Source organism: Streptomyces sp. JLBG701, assembly GCF_058544905.1.
Genome location: NZ_CM178588.1, coordinates 10288221 through 10306191 on the forward strand (window position 1 = coordinate 10288221; position 17971 = coordinate 10306191).

A 17971-nucleotide genomic window follows, 5' to 3' on the forward strand; every position below is an offset into this window, starting at 1 on the left:
AGCTGTGTCACGCGGGTCGAACCAGGACCCCGCCGGTAGACCGATCGGTTTCCTCGCCTGCCGGGGCGCGGTAACCTCGACTCCATGGCCACGACAGACAAGGCGTCCACGAGAGACCGGCTGCTCGACGCGGCCGCCGAGCTCTTCTACCGCGACGGCGTCTCCATCGGCGTCGAGGCGCTGTGCCGGACGGCCGGCGTCTCGAAGCGGTCCATGTACCAGTTGTTCGCGAGTAAGGACGAGGTCCTCGCGGCGAGCCTGGAGCGCCGCGCCCCCGGATACGCGGCGCGGCTGACTCCAGGCCCGGACGACGCCGACACGCCGCGCGAGGCCATCCTGTACGTCTTCCGGCAGCTGGAGCGGAGCTCGACCGAGCCCGAGTACCGGGGCTGCCCCTTTCTCGCCGCGCTGGTCGAGCTGAAGGACCCGGAGCACCCGGCGAGCGTGGTCGCCCAAGAGGCCAAGCGGCGGCTGAAGGAGGCCTTCCGCGCGCAGGCCGAGCTCGGCGGCGCACGCGATGCCGACTTCCTCGCCCGCCAGCTGATGCTGGTCTTCGACGGCGCGAGCGCCCGTGCCGGCGCCAAGGTCGAGACGCTGGACGGGCTCACGACGGCGACCGTGACAGCGCTGCTGGACGCGGCCGGAGTCAAGTAGCGAGGGATGATCGCCGCGAGCCACGCCACGGTGCCGAACAGGACCGCCGTACGGGTCACCACAACGAGCCGACCCTCTGCTCAGCCCGATGCAATGGACGGGTGACCGCGCCTCCGGACGACTGCCTCGCGCGCAACGAGTGGATCTGCGGTGAGTATCTGAGCACCCGCCGCCAGATCCTCCTCGACGCGGCCGTCCATCATCTGTAACTGACCGTGGTCTAGGCCCTCATCGGTCTGGCCATCGCCCTCCCGCTGGCGATCGTCGCCCGCCGCTGGGGCTGGGCGGCCGGACCCGCCCTCGCCGTCACGACGATCCTCTACACGATCCCGTCCCTGGCCATGTTCTCGCTGCTCCTGCCCCTGCACGGCCTCTCGGCCACGCTCGCAGCTGGCGCCGGTTGGCGTCGGACGTGGCTCGGACCTATCTGGAGGACAAGGGGCTGTTGAAGTGAGGCCGGGGGATTGTCAGTCGGGCTCGGTACGTTGTGGGCATGGGGATGTATCTGGTCAGTGTGGGTGCGCAGGATTGGTCCGTTGAGGGCGAGGACGGATACGGAGATCTCGCGGCGGCGTTGAACGAGGAGTTGGGGCGGCGCGGACTGCCGTCGTACGACTCCGTGCCAGAGGAGACGGATCTTGTCCGCGGCTCCGGGATGAGCTTCGAGGAGAAGCTGGTCCCCTCGATGGACGGACTGAGCGCGCTGTGCAGGACGCATCTGTCGCCGGAGGAATTCGAGACTCTCCTCGACTGGTCTCTGCTGGTGCCGTTCTCGCTCGATGACTCGATCGAGCTGCCCGTCGAGTCCGCGTACACGGACTCGACCACGGTGGTCGGAGCACCCCAACTGCTCGCGGTCGCGGAGAAGTTGGCGGTGGCCATCCGCCTGCCGGTCGACGAGATACCGGCGACCAGCGACAACCTGGACCTCACGATGTGGTTCCTGGACGGGGACGTGAAGGAAACGGCCGCCGTCCGGCCCGGACCATGGAGCCAGGACCTGGACACCGCCTTCTACGTGGCGATGTATCTGCGTGCGGCCCAGCACTCGATCCGGCGCGGCTGCCCGATGACGTACTGCTGATCCGGCGGAACGTCAGGCGTCCGCCACCGAGTCGAACGGCACCTGGTCGCGCGACACGCCGCGCGCGTCCACCGACCGGCGCAGGGCCTCGTGCAGCTTCGCCGGGGTCAGCACGCCGAGGAAGCGTGAGGGGCATACCCGATACGGCGGCCCAGCCGCACCGGGTCGACCCGGGCGATGTCCTCGCCGTTCACGAAGATCCGGCCGGACGTCGGCTCGATCAGCCGGTTCACCATCATCACCCCTCACTCCCCGCTCACCAGCACCACCTCCAGGGTGCGGGGTCCATGCACCCCCTCGACCCGGTCCAGTTCGATGTCGCTGGTCGCCGAGGGGCCGGAGATCCAGGTCAGCGGGCGTGTCGGGTCCAGCCTGGGGAGGGCCTGGGGGACCGAGGAGACGACCTGGTCGGGGACGCGTACGACGCAGATGTGGTGGTCGGGGACGAGCGTGATCCGGCGGCGGCCCTGGTCCGGGGAGCCGTCGAGGACGATCGTGCCGGTCTCGGCGATCGCGAGCGCGCAGCCCGTGACCACGCTCGCCACCTTGTCCAGCTCGTGCGCAGTGCTCACGGCGCGGTCGTGGACCCGGGTGGGGTCCGCGGCCGACATCCACTCGGGCGGCAGACTTGGCGGAACGAGGACGTACTGCGGGCCGCGCTGGGCCAGCAGCCGCATGATCAGATACGGCAGCTCCTCGGCGTCCGTGCGGTGAACGATCGCCCGGTAGTCCGCCAGGTTCTCGGCGAGCAGATCCACCGTCTCCGCGACACTCCGGGCCCCGTGCTCGTCCAGATAGGAACGCTCAACGGCCTGCTCGTAGGGCGTGTCGTCCTGTTCTACGTCCGCCAATGCGCGCCGCACCCGGCCCAGGATCCGTTCCCTGCTGCTCACTTGCTTCCGTCCTTTCCGCCCTGCGTGCGCTGCCACCAGTCACGGAACGGCTCGGCGGGCACCGCCGGCAGGTCCCGTGTCGCGCTCCACGCCTTGCCGGGGCCGGGCAAGGTCCGTGGATGGAGGCGGCGGGTGCGGGAGGCGGCCCGCTGGCCCGTGCGAAGCGCACCCGGGTGGCTGAACGCCCAGCGTGCCGCCCGCATGGCCGCCCGCTCGGCGGCGTGGCCCTTCGCGGGTTTCAGCACCACCTTGTTGCCCTCCCGCGTCACCTGGCCGCCCTCGACGACCCGTTCCCGCAGATGCACCAGCACCTCGGGGATGTCGATGGCGACCGGGCACACCTCGTAGCAGGCGCCGCACAGCGACGACGCGTACGGGAGCGAGGCGTCGATCTCGCTTGCCGTGCCCCGGAGTTGGGGGCTGAGGATGGCGCCGATCGGGCCCGGGTACACCGAGCCGTAGGCGTGGCCGCCGGCCCGCTCGTACACCGGGCAGACGTTGAGACACGCCGAGCAGCGGATGCAGCGCAGGGCCTGGCGTCCGACCTCGTCGGCGAGCGTGTCGGTGCGGCCGTTGTCCAGCAGGACCAGGTGGAAGGTCTGCGGGCCGTCGGCGGTCTCGGAGTCCGTCGTGCCCGTCCACATCGACGTGTACGGGTTCATGCGCTCGGCCGTCGACGAGCGGGGGAGTGTCTGGAGGAACACCTCCAGGTCCCGCCAGGTCGGCACGATCTTCTCGATGCCGACGACCGAGATCAGGGTCTCCGGGAGGGTGAGGCACATCCGGCCGTTGCCCTCCGATTCGACCACGACCAGCGTGCCGGTCTCGGCGACCATGAAGTTGGCACCGGAGATGCCGACCTTGGCGCGCAGGAACTTCTCCCGCAGGTGCAGGCGCGCCGCCTCGGCGAGTTCGGCGGGCGTGTCGGTGAGGCCCTCGGGTGCGGGACGCCCCCACTCGCTCATCTCGCGTACGAAGATGTCCCGGATCTCGCCACGGTTGCGGTGGATCGCCGGGACGAGGATGTGCGAGGGCCGGTCCTTGCCCAACTGCACGATGAGCTCGGCGAGATCGGTCTCGTAGGCGTGGATGCCCTCGGCTTCGAGGGCTTCGTTGAGGCCGATCTCCTGCGTGGCCATCGACTTGACCTTGACGACCTCCGACTCGCCGGTCTCCTTGACCAGTTGAGTGACGATCCGGTTGGCCTCGTCGGCGTCGGCGGCCCAGTGGACGATGCCGCCCGCCGCGGTGACCGACTCCTCCAACTGCACGAGATACCGGTCGAGATGGCGGAGTGTGTGGTCCTTGATCTGCTTGCCGGCCTCCCGCAGCGCCGCCCAGTCCGACACCTCCGCCACGGCCTTGGCCCGCTTGGCGCGGATCGTGTGCGTGGCGTGGCGCAGATTGCCGCGCAGGGTCTGGTTGTGCACGGCCTCTCGCGCCGCCTCCGGGAAGGCGGGCATCCCCACGAACGTCCCGCTCATGCCGTCGGCTCCTCTTCCGTGCTCGCCAGGATCTCCGCGATGTGCACCGGCCGCATGGCCGTGCTGAGCCGGGTCATCGTGCCGCCGATGTGCATCAGACAGGAGTTGTCGGCGGCGCACAGCACCTCGGCGCCGGTCGACTCGGCGTTGCGGACCTTGTCGGCACCCATCGCCGCCGAGACATCGGGGTTCTTGAGGGCGAAGGTGCCGCCGAAGCCACAGCACTCGTCGGCGCCCGGCAGCTCCTTCAACTCCAGCCCCTTGACGGCCTGGAGCAGTCGGCGCGGCCGGTCGCCAAGGCCCAGACTGCGCAGGCCGTGGCAGGTGGGGTGGTAGGTGACGGTGTGCGGGTAGTAGGCCCCCACGTCCGTCACGCCGAGCACGTCCACCAGGAATTCGGTGAGCTCGTACGTCTTCGGCACGACCGGCGCGAGCGTGGCCGCGAGGCTGTCCCCACGCCCCTCCGCCCGCGCCCGCTCGCCCATCCGCGGATACAGCTCCCGCACCATCGCCCCGCACGATCCGGAGGGCGTCACGATCGCCTCGTACTCCCCGAATACATCGGAGAAATGCCGGGCGAGCGGCTCGGCCTCGTGCCGATACCCGGTGTTGTAGTGCGCCTGCCCGCAGCAGGTCTGCGCCAACGGGAAGTCGACCTCGACGCCCAGCCTGGTCAGCAGTTTCACCACGGCACGGCCGGTGTCCGGATAGAGCGTGTCGTTGACACAGGTCAGGAACAGAGCGACACGCATCGCGGCTCCTTGGGGTCGATCATCGGATGAGTGCAGAGTAGTGCCGGGGAAGGGGCCACGGCAGCCCCCGGTCACCCTCCGGCGAGCCGGGCCTGCGCGGCACGCCAGGCGGCGGTCTCGCCCTGCGGCTCGTACCGGGTCAACGGCTGGGTACGGGTGAGCAGTTCGCGCATCTCGGTACGGTCGCCGGCGAGCCCGTGGGCCCGCGCCTGCACGAGCACGTTGCCCAGCGCCGCCGCCTCGGCCGGCCCGGCCACCACCGGCAGCCCGCAGGCGTCGGCGGTCAGCTGGCACAGCAGCGCGTTCCGTGCTCCGCCGCCCACGATGTGCACGACGTCGACCGGATGGTCGGCGAGCCGCTGGGCGTCCTCGACGGCCCGGCGATGGGCGAGGGCCAGGGAGTCGAGGATGCAGCGCGTGATCTCGGCGGGGGACCCGGGCACCGGCTGCCCGGACGCCCGGCACGCCTCCCGGATCCGCTCCGGCATCCGGCCCGGCGCCAGGAACGCCGCGTCCCCCGCGTCCACGACCGACCGCAGCGCCGGCACCTCGGCCGCGACGCGCAGCAGCTCGCCCAGCTCGGGGTCCCCCCACTCCCGTACACACTCCTGGAGCAGCCACAGCCCCATGATGTTGCGCAGATACCGGACCGTGCCGTCCAGCCCCAGCTCATTGGTGAAGTTGGCCGCACGGCTCGCCTCGGTCAGCATGGGCGCCGGCAGCTCCAGACCGGCCAGCGACCAGGTGCCGGTGCAGATGTACGCGAAGCGCTCACCGACGGCGGGGACGGCGGCCACCGCGGAGGCGGTGTCGTGCGAACCGACGGCCGTCACCGGCACCGGAGCGGCCAGCCCGGTCTCCTCCAGCACCTCGGGCCGCAGCAGCCCCGCCGGATCGCCGGGCCGGCGCAGCGGCGCGAACAACTCCAGGTCGATACCCAGCCGCGAGGCGATGTCGTACGACCACTCGCGCGTCCGGGGATCGATCAGCTGGGTGGTGGAGGCGTTGGTGAGCTCGGTGCCCTGCTCGCCCGTCAGCCAGTACGACAGCAGGTCGGGGATGAGCAACAGCCGCTTGGCGAAGGCCAGTTGGGAAGTGGAGCGGGCGGCCGTCAGCTGATACAGGGTGTTGAAGGGGGCGTACTGCAACCCGGTCGCCGCGTACAACTCGGCGGCGGGCACGGTCGCCCACACCTTCTCCGCGACGCCCTCGGTACGAGGATCCCGGTAGTGCACGGGATTGCCGAGCAGACCCCCGTCGGCATCGAGCAGACCGTAGTCCACGGCCCAGCTGTCGATGCCGACCGAGGCGATCCGCCCGCCGGTGGCGGCGCCCGCCGCCTTCAGCCCGTCCAGCACTCCCGCGTACAGCGCGAGGATGTCCCAACGCAGCCCTTCGGGCACCCGGACGGGCCGGTTGGCGAAGCGGTGCGCCTCGCTCAGCTCCAGGGTGTCGGGGCCGACTCGGCCGACCATGACACGTCCGCTGGACGCGCCGAGGTCGACCGCGGCGTACGACTTCACGGCCGCGCTCATCGCAGGAAGGCGGCCGCGACGCCGGCGTCCACCGGGACGTGCAGCCCGGTGGTGTGTGTCAACTCCCCGCCGGTCAGCGCGAACACGGCGTTCGCGACATGCTCCGGCAGCACCTCGCGCTTGAGGATGGTCCGCTGCGCGTAGAACTCGCCCAGCTTCGACTCCTCCACCCCGTACACGGCCGCCCGCTGCGCACCCCAGCCACCGGCGAAGATGCCCGAGCCGCGCACGACGCCGTCCGGGTTGACCCCGTTGACGCGGATGCCGTGCTCGCCCAACTCGGCGGCCAGGAGCCGTACTTGATGCGCCTGGTCGGCCTTGGTCGCGGAATAGGCGATGTTGTTTGGCCCGGCGAAAACGGCGTTCTTGGAGGCGATGTAGACGATGTCGCCACCCAGCCCCTGCGCGATCATCACCCGGGCGGCCTCGCGCGCGACGAGGAAGGACCCGCGGGCCATGATGTCGTGCTGGAGGTCCCAGTCCTTGGCCGAAGTCTCCAGCAGCGGCTTGGAGATGGAGATCCCGGCATTGTTCACGACCAGGTCGACCCCGCCGAACGCCAGCACGGCGGCCTGGAACGCCTCGGCGATCTGCTCCTCGGAAGTGACGTCGACGCTGACAGCGACGGCCTTGTCGGGCCCGCCCAACTCCTCGGCGACGGCACGGGCGTTGTCGGAGTTGAGGTCCGCGACGACGACACATGCCCCCTCGTCGACCAGCCGCCGCGCGATCGCCTTCCCGATGCCGCTCCCCGCACCGGTGACGAGAGCGACTCGCGTGGCGAGAGCCTTGGGCTTGGGCATCCGCTGAAGCTTGGCCTCCTCAAGGGCCCAGTACTCGATGCGGAACTTCTCCGACTCCTCGATCGGTGCGTAAGTCGAGACCGCTTCAGCGCCACGCATCACATTGATCGCGTTGACGTAGAACTCGCCGGCCACCCGCGCGGTCTGCTTGTCCTTGCCGAAGGAGAACATGCCGACGCCGGGCACGAGCACGATCGCCGGGTCGGCGCCTCGCATGGCGGGCGAGTCGGGCAGCGCGTGCCGCTGGTAGTAGGCGGCGTACTCCTCGCGGTACTCGGCGTGCAGCTCCTTGAGCCGCGCGATCGCCTCGTCGAGCGGGGCGGTCGGCGGCAGATCGAGCACGAGCGGCCGCACCTTGGTCCGCAGGAAGTGGTCCGGGCAGGAAGTGCCGAGGGCGGCCAGCCGCGGGTGCTCGGCACGGGCGACGAAGTCCAGCACCGCGTCGGAGTCGTTGAAGTGCCCGACCTGAGGCCGGTCCTGGGAGGCGATGGCCCGCACGAACGGAGCGAGCGCCGCGGCCCGCTCCCGCCGCTCGACTTCCGGCAGGGCTGCGTACCCGTCAAGCACCGAACCGAAGGGCTCGGCCTTCCCCCGCTCGACGAGGAACGCCTCTGCGGTACGGATGATGTGCAGCGAGTTGCGCTCGCACTCCTCGGACGTGTCCCCCCAAGCCGTGATCCCGTGCCCCCCGAGAACACACCCGACGGCCTGCGGATTGGCCTCTTTGATCGCCGCGATGTCCAGCCCGAGCTGGAACCCGGGCCGACGCCACGGCACCCACACCACGGCATCGCCGAAACACTCGGCGGTCAGCTTCTCCCCGTCCGCTGCACAGGCCAGCGCGATCCCGGAGTCGGGGTGCAGATGATCGACGTGGGCCGCGTCCACCAGCCCGTGCATGGCGGTGTCGATGGAAGGCGCCGCGCCCCCCTTCCCATGCAGGCAGTAGTCGAACGCTGCCACCATCTCGTCCTCGCGTTCCACCCCCGGATACACCTGCGTGAGCGCCCGCAGCCGGTCGAGCCGCAAGACGGCCAGCCCCGACTCGCTCAGCGTCCCCAGATCCCCACCGGACCCCTTGACCCACATCAACTCGACATCACCACCGGTGACGGGATCGGTGCCGGCGCCCTTGGCGGACGTATTGCCACCGGCGTAGTTGGTGTTGCGGGGGTCGGCGCCGAGCCGATGGGAACGGGAGAGGAGGGAGGCGGCTTCGGGGTGGGGTGCCATGAACTTCAGTCCTTACTGAACAGAGGGTGAGTGAATGTCTTCAGGGGCGCGGGGAGCTGCGTGACCAGCCACAACGGACCGGTAGCCCGCAAACAACAGATCCAGGCAGACGCTTACGCACCCCACCCGGCCTGCTGCCCACCAACCCGCTCAACAACAATCCGCTCCTGCCACCCGCTCCGGCGATACGCAGAAATGGGGTCGGCATCCAAGCCCATCTCCTCCCGCACCTCCCGCAAGAGCGGCCGCACATCCGTGTTGTACGCGTCCATGATCACCGCGTTGGCCTCAAGCACGTCACCGGACCGCTGAGCCACAGCCAAGGCCTCACGGTCAACAAGCAGAGCCTTCGCCGTGGCCTCCTGCACATTCATCACCGACCGGATGATCGCCGGAATCTTCGCCTCGATGTTGTGACACTGATCGAGCATGAACGCGACCCCAGGCACGAACCCCCCACCCCGGATCACCTCATACATGATCCGGAACAGCTGGAACGGATCCGCGGCCCCCACCATCAGATCGTCGTCCGCGTAGAACCGGGAGTTGAAGTCGAACCCCCCGAGCTTCCCCTCCCGCAACAACGTCGCGACGATGAACTCGATGTTGGTGCCGGGCGCATGATGCCCCGTGTCGACCACGACCTGCGCCTTCTCACCGAGCTTGAGGCAGTGGGCGTAGGCGGTACCCCAGTCCGGAACGTCGGTCGAATAGAACGCCGGCTCGAAGAACTTGTACTCCAGCAGCATCCGCTGCCCGTCACCGAGCCGCTCGTACACCTGGGCAAGCCCCTCGGCGAGCCGGTCCTGCCGCTCCCGAAGGTCGTCCTGCCCGGGATAGTTCGTACCGTCGGCGAACCACAGCTTCAGATCCGTCGACCCCGTCGCGTCCATGATGTCGACGCACTCCAGCAGATGATCAAGAGCCTTGCGCCGCACCGCCGCGTCCGGATGACAGATGCTGCCCAGCTTGTAGTCGTCGTCCTGGAACGTGTTGGAGTTGATCGCCCCCAGCTTCAGCCCACGCTCCTGCGCGTACTTGGCAAGCGCCGCATAGTCCTCGACCTTGTCCCAGGGAATGTGCAGAGCCACGGTCGGGGCCACGCCGGTGACCGCGTGCACCTGAGCCGCGTCGTCCAGCTTCTCGCGCGGGTTGCGGGGCACGCCCTGCTGGGCGAACACCTTGAAGCGGGTTCCCGAGTTCCCGTACGCCCACGACGGCGTCTCGACGGCCTGGGTCTTGAGAGCGGCCTTCACCGCGGAGAGCTCGGTCACTTCGGGGCTCCTGTGACATCGGGTCGGTACGACTGCTTGATCGGGTCGGAACGACTGCCTGAACAGCTACGTGAAGTACTGCATGAGCGAGTGCATGAACGACTGCATGATGAAACGATTCAGAACGGGAAGCTATGGGCCTCCCGAAGGGGTGTCAACCCCCCGGGTCGACACCGGTTTCCGTGACTTGGGCGTGACCTTCGGCTATCGAAACTTTTTCGACACGGACCCATTGACGTGACATGGCTCTCGTGTCTAACGTCCCGGCAACCAAGTTGAAACCTTTCACGACGTCGTGATGGTCGCCCACCGGCGTCGTCGAGGAGCCCCTCATGACCCACCCGTCCGATACGGGTCCGGCCCCGGTGCTGGCGCTGAAGGACATCTCCAAGTCCTTCGGCGCCGTACGCGCTCTGCGGGACGTCTCCCTGGAGCTTTTCCCCGGCGAGGTACATGCCCTCGCCGGAGAGAACGGCGCAGGCAAGTCGACCCTCATCAAGACCCTTGCAGGGGTGCACCGACCGGACGCCGGCCAGGTGCTGCTCGACGGCGAGCCCACCGTCTTCCACGGTCCCGGTGACGCCCGCGACGCCGGGATCGCCGTGATCTACCAGGAACCCACGCTCTTCCCCGACCTGTCGATCGCCGAGAACATCTACATGGGCCGCCAGCCCCGGCGTGCCCTCGGCCGTATCGACCACAAGGCCACCCACGCGGCGACCGCCGCCCTGATGAAGCGCCTCGGTGTCGAACTCGACCCCGACCGACCCGCGCGCGGCCTGTCCATCGCCGACCAGCAGATCGTCGAGATCGCCAAGGCCCTCTCCTTCGACGCCCGCGTCCTGATCATGGACGAGCCGACCGCGGCCCTCACCGGCAGCGAGGTCGCCCGCCTCTTCGGCGTGGTGCGCACCCTGCGCGAACAGGGCGCGGCGGTCCTGTTCATCTCGCACCGGCTGGAGGAGATCTTCCAGATCTGCCAACGGGTCACCACCCTGCGCGACGGCGCCTGGATCGCCAGCGAGCCGATCGAAGGCATGACCGAGGAGGACCTCGTACGCCGCATGGTCGGCCGCGACCTCGACGAGCTGTACCCGAAGCAGGACATCGAGGCCGGTGAAGTCGCGTTGAGCGTGCGCCGGTTGACCCGCGAGGGAGTCTTCACCGATGTCTCCTTCGACGTGCGGCGCGGCGAGATCGTCGGCCTCGCCGGGCTGGTCGGCGCCGGCCGTACGGAGGTGGCCCGGGCCGTCTTCGGCATCGACCGCTGGGACGCGGGCGAGGTCGAGGTGGACGGCAAGACCCTCACCAACGGCGCGCCCTCCACCGCCATGGCCGCCGGGCTCGCCCTCGTCCCCGAGGACCGTCGCGCCCAGGGCCTGGTGATGGACATGTCCATCGAGCGGAACATCGGCCTGACCGGACTCCGTACGACCGTCAAGGGAGGGCTGATGGACCGGGGCGCCGAGCGTAGTCGCTCCCTCGACTGGGCCGTCAAGCTCCAGGTGAAGTACGCCCGGATCGCCGACACCGTGAACACGCTGTCCGGCGGCAACCAGCAGAAGGTCGTCCTCGCCAAGTGGCTCGCCACCGGCCCCAAGGTGCTGATCGTCGACGAGCCGACCCGTGGCATCGACGTCGGCACCAAGGCCGAAGTGCACAGGCTGCTCGGCGAGTTGGCCGCCGACGGCGTGGCCGTGCTGATGATCTCCTCCGACCTGCCCGAGATCCTCGGCATGGCCGACCGCGTGCTGGTGATGCACGAGGGCCGGCTCACCGCCGAGATCGCGCGCTCCGAAGCCACCGAGGAAACCGTGATGGCCGCCGCCACCGGGAGGGCCGCCGCATGACGGTGATCGCCCCCAACCCCGCGCCCGCCGCCGAGGTGCCCAAGTCCAGCGGCACCCGGCTGGTCGACCGCGTCTTCAAGATGCGTGAACTCGCCATTCTGGCCGTCTTCCTGGTGATGATCGCCGTCACCCAGATGGGCAACAGCGAGTTCCTGTCCGAGCAGGGCATCAAGGACCTGCTGCTGAACGCCACCATCCTCGTGCTGGTCGCCACCGGACAGTCCCTGGTCGTCATCACCCGCAACGTCGACCTGTCGGTCGGCTCGACCCTCGGTATCAGCGCCTTCGCGGCCGGCCTCTATCTCCAGGACGGCGGCAACACGGTCGTCGCGATCGTGCTGGCGGTCCTGGTCGGCATCGGCTTCGGACTGCTGAACGGCCTGCTCGTCAGCCTCGGCCAGGTGCCCGCGCTCGTCGTCACCCTCGGCACGCTCTACATCATCCGCGGCATCGACTCCATCTGGGTCGGCTCCCGGCAGATCACAGCGGCCGATCTCCCCGGCGGATTCGTCGACTTCGGCTCCGGCGGCATCTCGGCGGTGCCGTGGCTGGCGATGATCGCCCTGGTGGTCCTGGTGGCCACCGCGTACTACCTCAAGCACTTCGGCAGCGGCCGCGAGCTGTACGCGCTCGGCTCCAACCCCGAGGCCGCCCGCCTCGCAGGCATCCCCGTCCGTAAGCGGATCCTCGCCGCCTACACCTTCTGCGGCGGACTCGCCGGCCTCGCCGGGGCGATGTACCTGGCCCGGTTCGGCAACGTCGACTCCGGTACGGGCAACGGCTACGAACTCACCGTCGTCAGCGCGGTCGTGGTCGGCGGTGTCGTCTTCACCGGCGGCTCCGGCAGCGTCTACGGGGCGGCCCTCGGCGCGCTGCTGCTGACCTCCATCAACAGCGTCCTGCCCGCCCTCGGTGTCAGCTCCGTCTGGGTGCTCGCCATCAACGGCATCCTGCTCCTGCTCGCCATCGCGGTCGACCGGATCGTCGCGCTGCGCGTGGCCTCCGCCCTGAAGAAGAGGAACGCCCGCCATGGCTGATACCACCCTGACGCGCGCGATCCGCTGGGACACGGTGGTCGGCGCCCTCCTCCTGGTCGTGCTCCTGCTGTCCTTCGGCTTCGTGGACGGCTTCGGCAACGCGCTCAACCTGTCGTTCCTGATCGGCAACACCCTCCCGATCGCGTTGATCGCGCTGCCGATGACCCTGCTGGTCGTCTCAGGCGAGATCGACCTGTCGGTCGCCTCCACGGCCGGACTGTCCGGCGCGGTGATGGGCTACCTGTGGAACCAGGGCATGACGATCGAGTCGATCATCCCGATCTGCCTGCTGCTGGGTGTCGTCTGCGGGCTTGTCAACGGGCTGCTCGTCACCCGGCTCGGGCTGCCCTCCCTCGCCGTCACCATAGGCACGTTGGCCGCTTACCGGGGTATCGCGCAGATCGTGCTCGGCTCCGATGCGGTGACCGACTTTCCGACCCAGTACCTGGACTTCGCGGCCGGGCGGGTCGGGGACACGTTCGTTCCGCAGGCCTTCCTGCCCTTCCTCGTGCTGCTCGCGATCGCCGTGGTCGTGCTGCATGCCACGCCGTTCGGGCGGGCGGTGTTCGCGATCGGCGCGAGCGAGGAGGCGGCTCGGTTCGCGGGTCTTCGCGTGAAGCGGCAGAAGCTGATCCTTTTCACGGTGACGGGTCTTATGGCCTCGCTCACCGGGATCTTCTGGGCGTTGCATTACGCCAGCGCGCGCTATGACAACGCGACGGGCCTCGAACTCTCCGTGGTCGCGGCTGTGTTGCTTGGCGGCATCGACTTCGACGGTGGCAAGGGCACGCTCGGTGGCGCCATCGCCGGGGTGTTTCTGCTCGGGGCGTTGCAGAACGTGATGAGTCTTCAGGACGTTTCCGCTCAGTCGCAGATCGTCGTCACCGGTGTGCTGCTTGTGCTGTCCGTGCTTGGGCCTCGGGTTGCACGGCAGGTGTCAGTCGCCAGGGCGCAAAGGCTTACGTAGTAGCGCCGTTCGAAAGCTGCGGGTCCATCGTGGCTGGTCGCGCAGTTCCCCGCGCCCCTGAAGGGGCGCGTCCGCTCACCTTCGTCAAAAGGAACCCGTCATGCGCAAGTCGTCTATCCGTCGTGCCTGTGTAGCCCTCGCTGCCGTCACTTCCCTCGCCCTCGCCGCTACCGCCTGCGGCGGCACCACCAAGGAGGACGTCAAGGACGAAGGCAGCTCCAACGCCACCGCCGGCAAGGCCGACCCGAACGCGGCCACCAAGAAGGGGCTGACCGTCGGGTTCCTGCCCAAGCAGGTCAACAACCCCTACTTCACCTCCGCCGACAAGGGTGGCGAGACCGCGCTCACGGAGCTCGGGTCCAGTTACAAGGAGGTCGGGCCCTCCAGCGCCACCGACACCTCCGGGCAGGTGAGTTACGTCAACACGCTCACCCAGCAGCAGGTCGACGCGATGGCCGTGTCCGCGCAGGACCCGGGTGCGCTGTGCACCGCGCTCAAGCAGGCCATGACGAACGACATCAAGGTCGTCACCTACGACTCCGACACCAAGGCCGACTGCCGCAACGCGTTCGTGTCGCAGGCCAGCGCCGAGGACCTGGGCCGTACCGAGGTGCAGCTGCTCGCCGAACAGATCGGCTACAAGGGCGAGATCGCGATCCTGTCCGCCGCGCAGACCGCCACCAACCAGAACACCTGGATCGACTTCATGAAGGAGGAGCTGAAGGACGCCAAGTACAAGGACATCAAGCTGGTCAAGGTCGCCTACGGCAACGACGACGCCCAGCAGTCCTTCCAGCAGACCCAGGGCCTGCTCCAGGAGTACCCGAACCTGAAGGGGATCATCTCCCCGACCACCGTCGGCATCAAGGCGGCCGCCCAGTACCTGTCGGGCTCCAAGTACAAGGGCAAGGTCAAGCTGACCGGCCTCGGCACGCCCAACGACATGCGCAAGTACGTCAAGAACGGCACCGTCGAGGGCTTCGAGCTGTGGGACCCGGCGAAGCTCGGCGAGCTGGCCGCGCGTACGGCTGTGGCGCTGGTGTCCGGGCAGATCACCGGCAAGGAGGGCGAGACCTTCACGGCCGGTGACATGGGCGAGTTCACCATCGGCAAGGACGGTGTGATCAACCTGGGCAAGCCGACCGTGTTCAACAAGGACAACATCGACCAGTTCAACTTCTGATTCCCCGGGGGATGTTGATGCAGCGTGTGTGCTTTCTGCTGAAGGTCCGGGCGGACCGCCTCGACGAGTACCGCGAGCGGCATGCCGCCGTGTGGCCCGAGATGCTCCAAGCGCTCTCGGCCACCGGCTGGCACAACTACTCGCTCTTCCTGCGCGAAGACGGCCTGCTGGTCGGCTACTTGGAGACCGAGGACTTCGCCGCCGCCCAGGCCGGCATGGAAGCTACCGACGTCAACGCCCGTTGGCAGGCGGAGATGGCGCCGTTCTTCGAGTCACTGGACGGCGCCCGACCCGATGAATCGATGAAGCCCCTGACCGAAGTCTTCCACCTAGCCTGAGCCGGAGTTCGCTGACATGAGAAGACGCACTTTGCTCGCCACGGCCGTCCTCGGTGCCGTGGCCGGCCCGGGCCTCGGCGCGGGCACCGCACGGGCCGCCGACCCCGGTCCTTCGGTCACTCGGACCGGCAGCACCACGCTCGACTCCCAGGCCGTCTTCTTCGTCTCCTACGACGGCCTGGTCAACAACAACTCCTTCCAGAAGAACGGGTTGTTGACGTACAAGGGCTACCAGTACGCCGTCTGGTACACCGCCGACAAAAACGCCGTCGTCGGCCGCCGGGTCCTCGGCGGCAGCACCTGGTCGACGGTCCAGGTCGGCCACACCCTCAAGGCCAGCGACTCCCACAACGTCATCTCCATGGGCGTCTCCAAGGTCGACGGCCGCCTCCACCTCAACATGGACTCCCACAGCGACGGCTTCACCTACGTCAAGTCGGTCGCCGGCCTCATGGACAACCCCTCCGGCCTGACCTGGACCGCGAGCCGCTTCGGCAGCCCCCAGTCCACCCTCGACGGACTCGCCCTCACCACCCAGTTCACCTACCCGCAGTTCATCTCCACCCCCGAGGGCAAGCTCCAGCTGAGCTACCGCGTCGCGGTCTCCGGCAACGGCCGCAACGCCCTTGCCGAGTACGACGGTTCGACCTGGACGGCCCTCGGCGAGTGGACCAGTTCCACCGGCACGTACACCAGCGAGCACGGCACCAGCACGGTCCGCAACATGTACCTGCACGGCATCGACTACGACAGATACGGCCGGCTGCACTCCTTCTTCACCTGGCGCGAGCAGAACGGCGCAGTGATGTGCAGCAGCGGCGGCATCACCAACCACGACACGGGCTACGTCTACTCCGACGACCGCGGCCGCACCTGGCGCAACAACGCGGGCACCGTCGTCGGCACCACCGGCGGCACCGACAAGGTCGCCGTCACCGACAGCGGCCTGGTGATCGACGCGCTGAACCCCGACCACTCCCTGATGAACCAGGAGAGCCAGTTCACGGACTCCTCGGGCCTGCCGCACGCGATCATCAGCTACGTGCCCGGCCGCTTCGGCCAGTGCACCACCAACTACGTCACCGACCGCACCGCCAACGGCCGCGCCTTCCACGTCCGCAAGAATTCCTCCGGCACCTGGCAGAAGACCGAGATCCCCATCGCCCTCAACTCCAGCCAGCGCACCAGGCTGCTCCTCGACAAGTACGACAACGCCTACGCCGTCCTCCCCTTCGGCAGGATCGCCGGCGCCTCCAAGGCCTCCGGATACACCGACTGGGCGCTCCTGTACGACGGCAGCACCCTCAACGCCTTCGGCGAGGTCGTCATCGACGAGATGCGGATCGCCCAGGACAACGTCCTGTCCGTCCTCTACCAGGAGAAGTCCAGCGGTACGACCCCCTCGGCACTCCACGTCGTCGACTTCGCGCTGCCCGCGTGACCGGATCCGCCGCGGTCGGGCATGCCGGTAATGTGAGGGCATGCCCGCCGCTCCCCGTTCATCTGGAGGTCCCCGCCTGATGGCCCAGTCGGTGGGTATCAAGGACGTCGCCCGTGTCGCCGGAGTCTCCGTCGGCACGGTCTCCAACGTCATCAACCGCCCGGACACCGTCGCCACGGAGACACGCGCGCGTGTGCTGTCCGCGATCGACCGGCTCGGTTACGTCCGCAGCGAGTCCGCGCGCCAGCTGCGCGCGGGCCGCAGCCGCATCATGGGGCTGCTCGTCCTCGACATGGGCAACCCCTTCTTCGTCGACGTCACCCGCGGCGCCGAGCGGGCCGCGCGCCAGGCCGGACTCGGCGTCATGGTCTGCAACAGCGCCCAGAGCGCCGACGAGGAGGCCGAGTACCTCTCCCTCTTCGCCGAGCAGCGGGTCCGCGGCGTGCTGCTGACCCCCACCGATGCGAGCGGCCGCAACATCGCCTGGTTCCGCCGCCACGGCATCCCCTTCGTCCTCGTCGACCGGGTCGCCGAGGGCACCACCGAGTGCTCGGTCTCCGTGGACGACGTGGCGGGCGGCGCCCTGGCCGTACGGCACCTGATCGACGCCGGACACCGCTCCATCGCGTACGTCAGCGGTCCGCCCGGCCTCAACCAGGTGCGCGACCGCCGCACCGGCGCCCTGAACGCGCTCGCCGAGGCGGGCCTGGGCCCGGACGCCCTGCGCGAGCTGCCGACGGAGCGGCTCGATGTCGCCGCCGGCCGCGACGCCGGAGCCCGTCTGCTGGGCCTCGCCGTCCGCCCGACCGCCGTCTTCTGCGCCAACGACCTGCTCGCCCTCGGCGTCCTCCAGGCCATGTACGCGGCCGGCGTCGGCGTCCCCGACGACCTCGCGATCGTCGGCTACGACGACATCGAGTTCGCGGCCGCCGCGGCCGTCCCCCTCACGTCCGTACGCCAGCCCGCCGTCACCATGGGTGCCCTGGCCGCGGAACTGCTCCTGGAGGAGACCGAGGCGGAGACCGCGCCGAAGCCGCACGAGCACCGACGGGTGGTGCTCCAGCCGGAGCTGGTGGTCCGCCGCTCCAGCCTTGCGGCCCGCTGACGTTCCGCCCGCCGACTCGGTCAGGCGGCCACGGCCAGCGGGCCGAGAGCACGGTGCGGGTTCACGACCCGCCCGTCCGGCAAAAGTTCACCGGTGTCGTCGAAGACGATGGTGCCGTTGCACAGCAGGCTCCAGCCCTGTTCGGGGTGGGCCGACACGATCGCGGCGGCGTGGTGTTCGGTGCTCTCCGCTGCAGTACACGATGGCTGGTGGCTGCACATGGTCTCGCTCCTCGATCCGTCAGGCTCCCGACTCTGTGGGCTGCTACCTCAGTGGTAGCCGAGCTTGTTTTCCGCTGGATTAGAAGACCCCCACACAGCCGAGAACTCATCGGTGAG

The 17971-nt window shown here is 68.9% G+C and carries 16 protein-coding genes and 2 pseudogenes; 10 read left to right on the forward strand and 8 right to left on the reverse strand.

Features of this window, described 5'->3' with window-relative positions; translation table 11 throughout:
• The first annotated feature begins 84 nt into the window (after positions 1 to 84).
• From AC5DRG_RS47045 to AC5DRG_RS47055, 3 genes and pseudogenes are all read left to right on the forward strand, one after another.
• On the forward strand, positions 85 to 654 hold the full coding sequence (locus tag AC5DRG_RS47045; RefSeq protein WP_491806444.1) for a TetR/AcrR family transcriptional regulator: 570 nt from the start codon (positions 85 to 87) through the stop codon (positions 652 to 654).
• Between the two features lie 101 nt (positions 655 to 755).
• Positions 756 to 1040 (forward strand): annotated as a pseudogene (locus AC5DRG_RS47050) (ABC transporter permease); the annotation flags it as partial.
• A 107-nt stretch (positions 1041 to 1147) separates the two neighbouring features.
• A complete protein-coding gene (locus tag AC5DRG_RS47055) occupies positions 1148 to 1738 on the forward strand; it encodes a hypothetical protein (protein WP_491806445.1) in 591 nt (196 codons plus the stop codon).
• Positions 1739 to 1872: 134 nt separating this feature from the next.
• Here AC5DRG_RS47055 and AC5DRG_RS47060 read toward each other — a convergent pair.
• The 7 genes and pseudogenes from AC5DRG_RS47060 to rhaI all read right to left on the reverse strand — a co-directional run.
• Positions 1873 to 1980, reverse strand: a pseudogene (locus tag AC5DRG_RS47060) (ABC transporter ATP-binding protein); the annotation flags it as partial.
• Between the two features lie 3 nt (positions 1981 to 1983).
• The gene (locus tag AC5DRG_RS47065; protein WP_491806446.1) at positions 1984 to 2631 is read right to left on the reverse strand and encodes a LutC/YkgG family protein; all 648 of its coding nucleotides are present in this window, start codon (positions 2629 to 2631) and stop codon (positions 1984 to 1986) included.
• Positions 2628 to 4115, reverse strand: coding sequence for a LutB/LldF family L-lactate oxidation iron-sulfur protein (locus AC5DRG_RS47070; protein ID WP_491806447.1), 1488 nt, complete (start codon positions 4113 to 4115; stop codon positions 2628 to 2630). The genes AC5DRG_RS47065 and AC5DRG_RS47070 overlap by 4 nt, the downstream gene beginning before the upstream one ends.
• On the reverse strand, positions 4112 to 4867 hold the full coding sequence (locus AC5DRG_RS47075) for a (Fe-S)-binding protein (protein WP_491806448.1): 756 nt from the start codon (positions 4865 to 4867) through the stop codon (positions 4112 to 4114). Before AC5DRG_RS47075 ends, AC5DRG_RS47070 begins: the two co-directional genes overlap by 4 nt.
• Before the next feature lie 71 nt (positions 4868 to 4938).
• Positions 4939 to 6402, reverse strand: a complete 1464-nt coding sequence (locus tag AC5DRG_RS47080; RefSeq protein WP_491806449.1) for a rhamnulokinase — start codon at positions 6400 to 6402, stop codon at positions 4939 to 4941.
• A complete protein-coding gene (locus AC5DRG_RS47085) occupies positions 6399 to 8438 on the reverse strand; it encodes a bifunctional aldolase/short-chain dehydrogenase (protein ID WP_491806450.1) in 2040 nt (679 codons plus the stop codon). The genes AC5DRG_RS47080 and AC5DRG_RS47085 overlap by 4 nt, the downstream gene beginning before the upstream one ends.
• A 113-nt stretch (positions 8439 to 8551) precedes the next feature.
• A complete protein-coding gene (rhaI, locus tag AC5DRG_RS47090; protein WP_491806451.1) occupies positions 8552 to 9712 on the reverse strand; it encodes an L-rhamnose isomerase in 1161 nt (386 codons plus the stop codon).
• Between the two features lie 332 nt (positions 9713 to 10044).
• Between rhaI and AC5DRG_RS47095 the strand changes: the two genes are divergently transcribed.
• From AC5DRG_RS47095 to AC5DRG_RS47125, 7 genes are all read left to right on the forward strand, one after another.
• Positions 10045 to 11562 carry a sugar ABC transporter ATP-binding protein gene (locus AC5DRG_RS47095; RefSeq protein ID WP_491806452.1) on the forward strand — a complete coding sequence of 506 codons (1518 nt, stop codon included), beginning with the start codon at positions 10045 to 10047 and terminating at the stop codon, positions 11560 to 11562.
• Positions 11559 to 12599, forward strand: a complete 1041-nt coding sequence (locus tag AC5DRG_RS47100; protein ID WP_491806453.1) for an ABC transporter permease — start codon at positions 11559 to 11561, stop codon at positions 12597 to 12599. Before AC5DRG_RS47095 ends, AC5DRG_RS47100 begins: the two co-directional genes overlap by 4 nt.
• Positions 12592 to 13566 carry an ABC transporter permease gene (locus AC5DRG_RS47105; RefSeq protein WP_491806454.1) on the forward strand — a complete coding sequence of 325 codons (975 nt, stop codon included), beginning with the start codon at positions 12592 to 12594 and terminating at the stop codon, positions 13564 to 13566. Before AC5DRG_RS47100 ends, AC5DRG_RS47105 begins: the two co-directional genes overlap by 8 nt.
• Positions 13567 to 13666: 100 nt before the next feature.
• Positions 13667 to 14749: a rhamnose ABC transporter substrate-binding protein gene (gene rhaS, locus AC5DRG_RS47110; protein WP_491806455.1), complete on the forward strand. Its 1083-nt coding sequence runs from the start codon at positions 13667 to 13669 to the stop codon at positions 14747 to 14749.
• A 17-nt stretch (positions 14750 to 14766) separates the two neighbouring features.
• Positions 14767 to 15087 (forward strand): L-rhamnose mutarotase, encoded by a 321-nt coding sequence (locus AC5DRG_RS47115; protein ID WP_491806456.1) that lies wholly within the window; start codon positions 14767 to 14769, stop codon positions 15085 to 15087.
• A 16-nt stretch (positions 15088 to 15103) separates the two neighbouring features.
• A complete protein-coding gene (locus tag AC5DRG_RS47120; protein WP_491806457.1) occupies positions 15104 to 16528 on the forward strand; it encodes a BNR repeat-containing protein in 1425 nt (474 codons plus the stop codon).
• 79 nt (positions 16529 to 16607) lie between these two features.
• Positions 16608 to 17633, forward strand: coding sequence for a LacI family DNA-binding transcriptional regulator (locus AC5DRG_RS47125; RefSeq protein ID WP_491806458.1), 1026 nt, complete (start codon positions 16608 to 16610; stop codon positions 17631 to 17633).
• 20 nt (positions 17634 to 17653) lie between these two features.
• Here the strand turns inward: AC5DRG_RS47125 and AC5DRG_RS47130 are convergent, their stop codons facing one another.
• On the reverse strand, positions 17654 to 17854 hold the full coding sequence (locus AC5DRG_RS47130) for a DUF5999 family protein (RefSeq protein ID WP_491806459.1): 201 nt from the start codon (positions 17852 to 17854) through the stop codon (positions 17654 to 17656).
• Positions 17855 to 17971 lie beyond the last annotated feature (117 nt).

Coding starts and splice junctions, on each gene's coding strand:
- AC5DRG_RS47045 (WP_491806444.1), top strand. CDS start 85: ATGGCCACGACAGACAAGGCGTCCACGAGAGACCGGCTGCTCGACGCG.
- AC5DRG_RS47055 (WP_491806445.1), top strand. CDS start 1,148: ATGGGGATGTATCTGGTCAGTGTGGGTGCGCAGGATTGGTCCGTTGAG.
- AC5DRG_RS47070 (WP_491806447.1), bottom strand. CDS start 4,115: ATGAGCGGGACGTTCGTGGGGATGCCCGCCTTCCCGGAGGCGGCGCGA.
- AC5DRG_RS47075 (WP_491806448.1), bottom strand. CDS start 4,867: ATGCGTGTCGCTCTGTTCCTGACCTGTGTCAACGACACGCTCTATCCG.
- AC5DRG_RS47080 (WP_491806449.1), bottom strand. CDS start 6,402: ATGAGCGCGGCCGTGAAGTCGTACGCCGCGGTCGACCTCGGCGCGTCC.
- AC5DRG_RS47085 (WP_491806450.1), bottom strand. CDS start 8,438: ATGGCACCCCACCCCGAAGCCGCCTCCCTCCTCTCCCGTTCCCATCGG.
- AC5DRG_RS47095 (WP_491806452.1), top strand. CDS start 10,045: ATGACCCACCCGTCCGATACGGGTCCGGCCCCGGTGCTGGCGCTGAAG.
- AC5DRG_RS47100 (WP_491806453.1), top strand. CDS start 11,559: ATGACGGTGATCGCCCCCAACCCCGCGCCCGCCGCCGAGGTGCCCAAG.
- AC5DRG_RS47105 (WP_491806454.1), top strand. CDS start 12,592: ATGGCTGATACCACCCTGACGCGCGCGATCCGCTGGGACACGGTGGTC.
- rhaS (WP_491806455.1), top strand. CDS start 13,667: ATGCGCAAGTCGTCTATCCGTCGTGCCTGTGTAGCCCTCGCTGCCGTC.
- AC5DRG_RS47115 (WP_491806456.1), top strand. CDS start 14,767: ATGCAGCGTGTGTGCTTTCTGCTGAAGGTCCGGGCGGACCGCCTCGAC.
- AC5DRG_RS47120 (WP_491806457.1), top strand. CDS start 15,104: ATGAGAAGACGCACTTTGCTCGCCACGGCCGTCCTCGGTGCCGTGGCC.
- AC5DRG_RS47125 (WP_491806458.1), top strand. CDS start 16,608: ATGGCCCAGTCGGTGGGTATCAAGGACGTCGCCCGTGTCGCCGGAGTC.
- AC5DRG_RS47130 (WP_491806459.1), bottom strand. CDS start 17,854: ATGTGCAGCCACCAGCCATCGTGTACTGCAGCGGAGAGCACCGAACAC.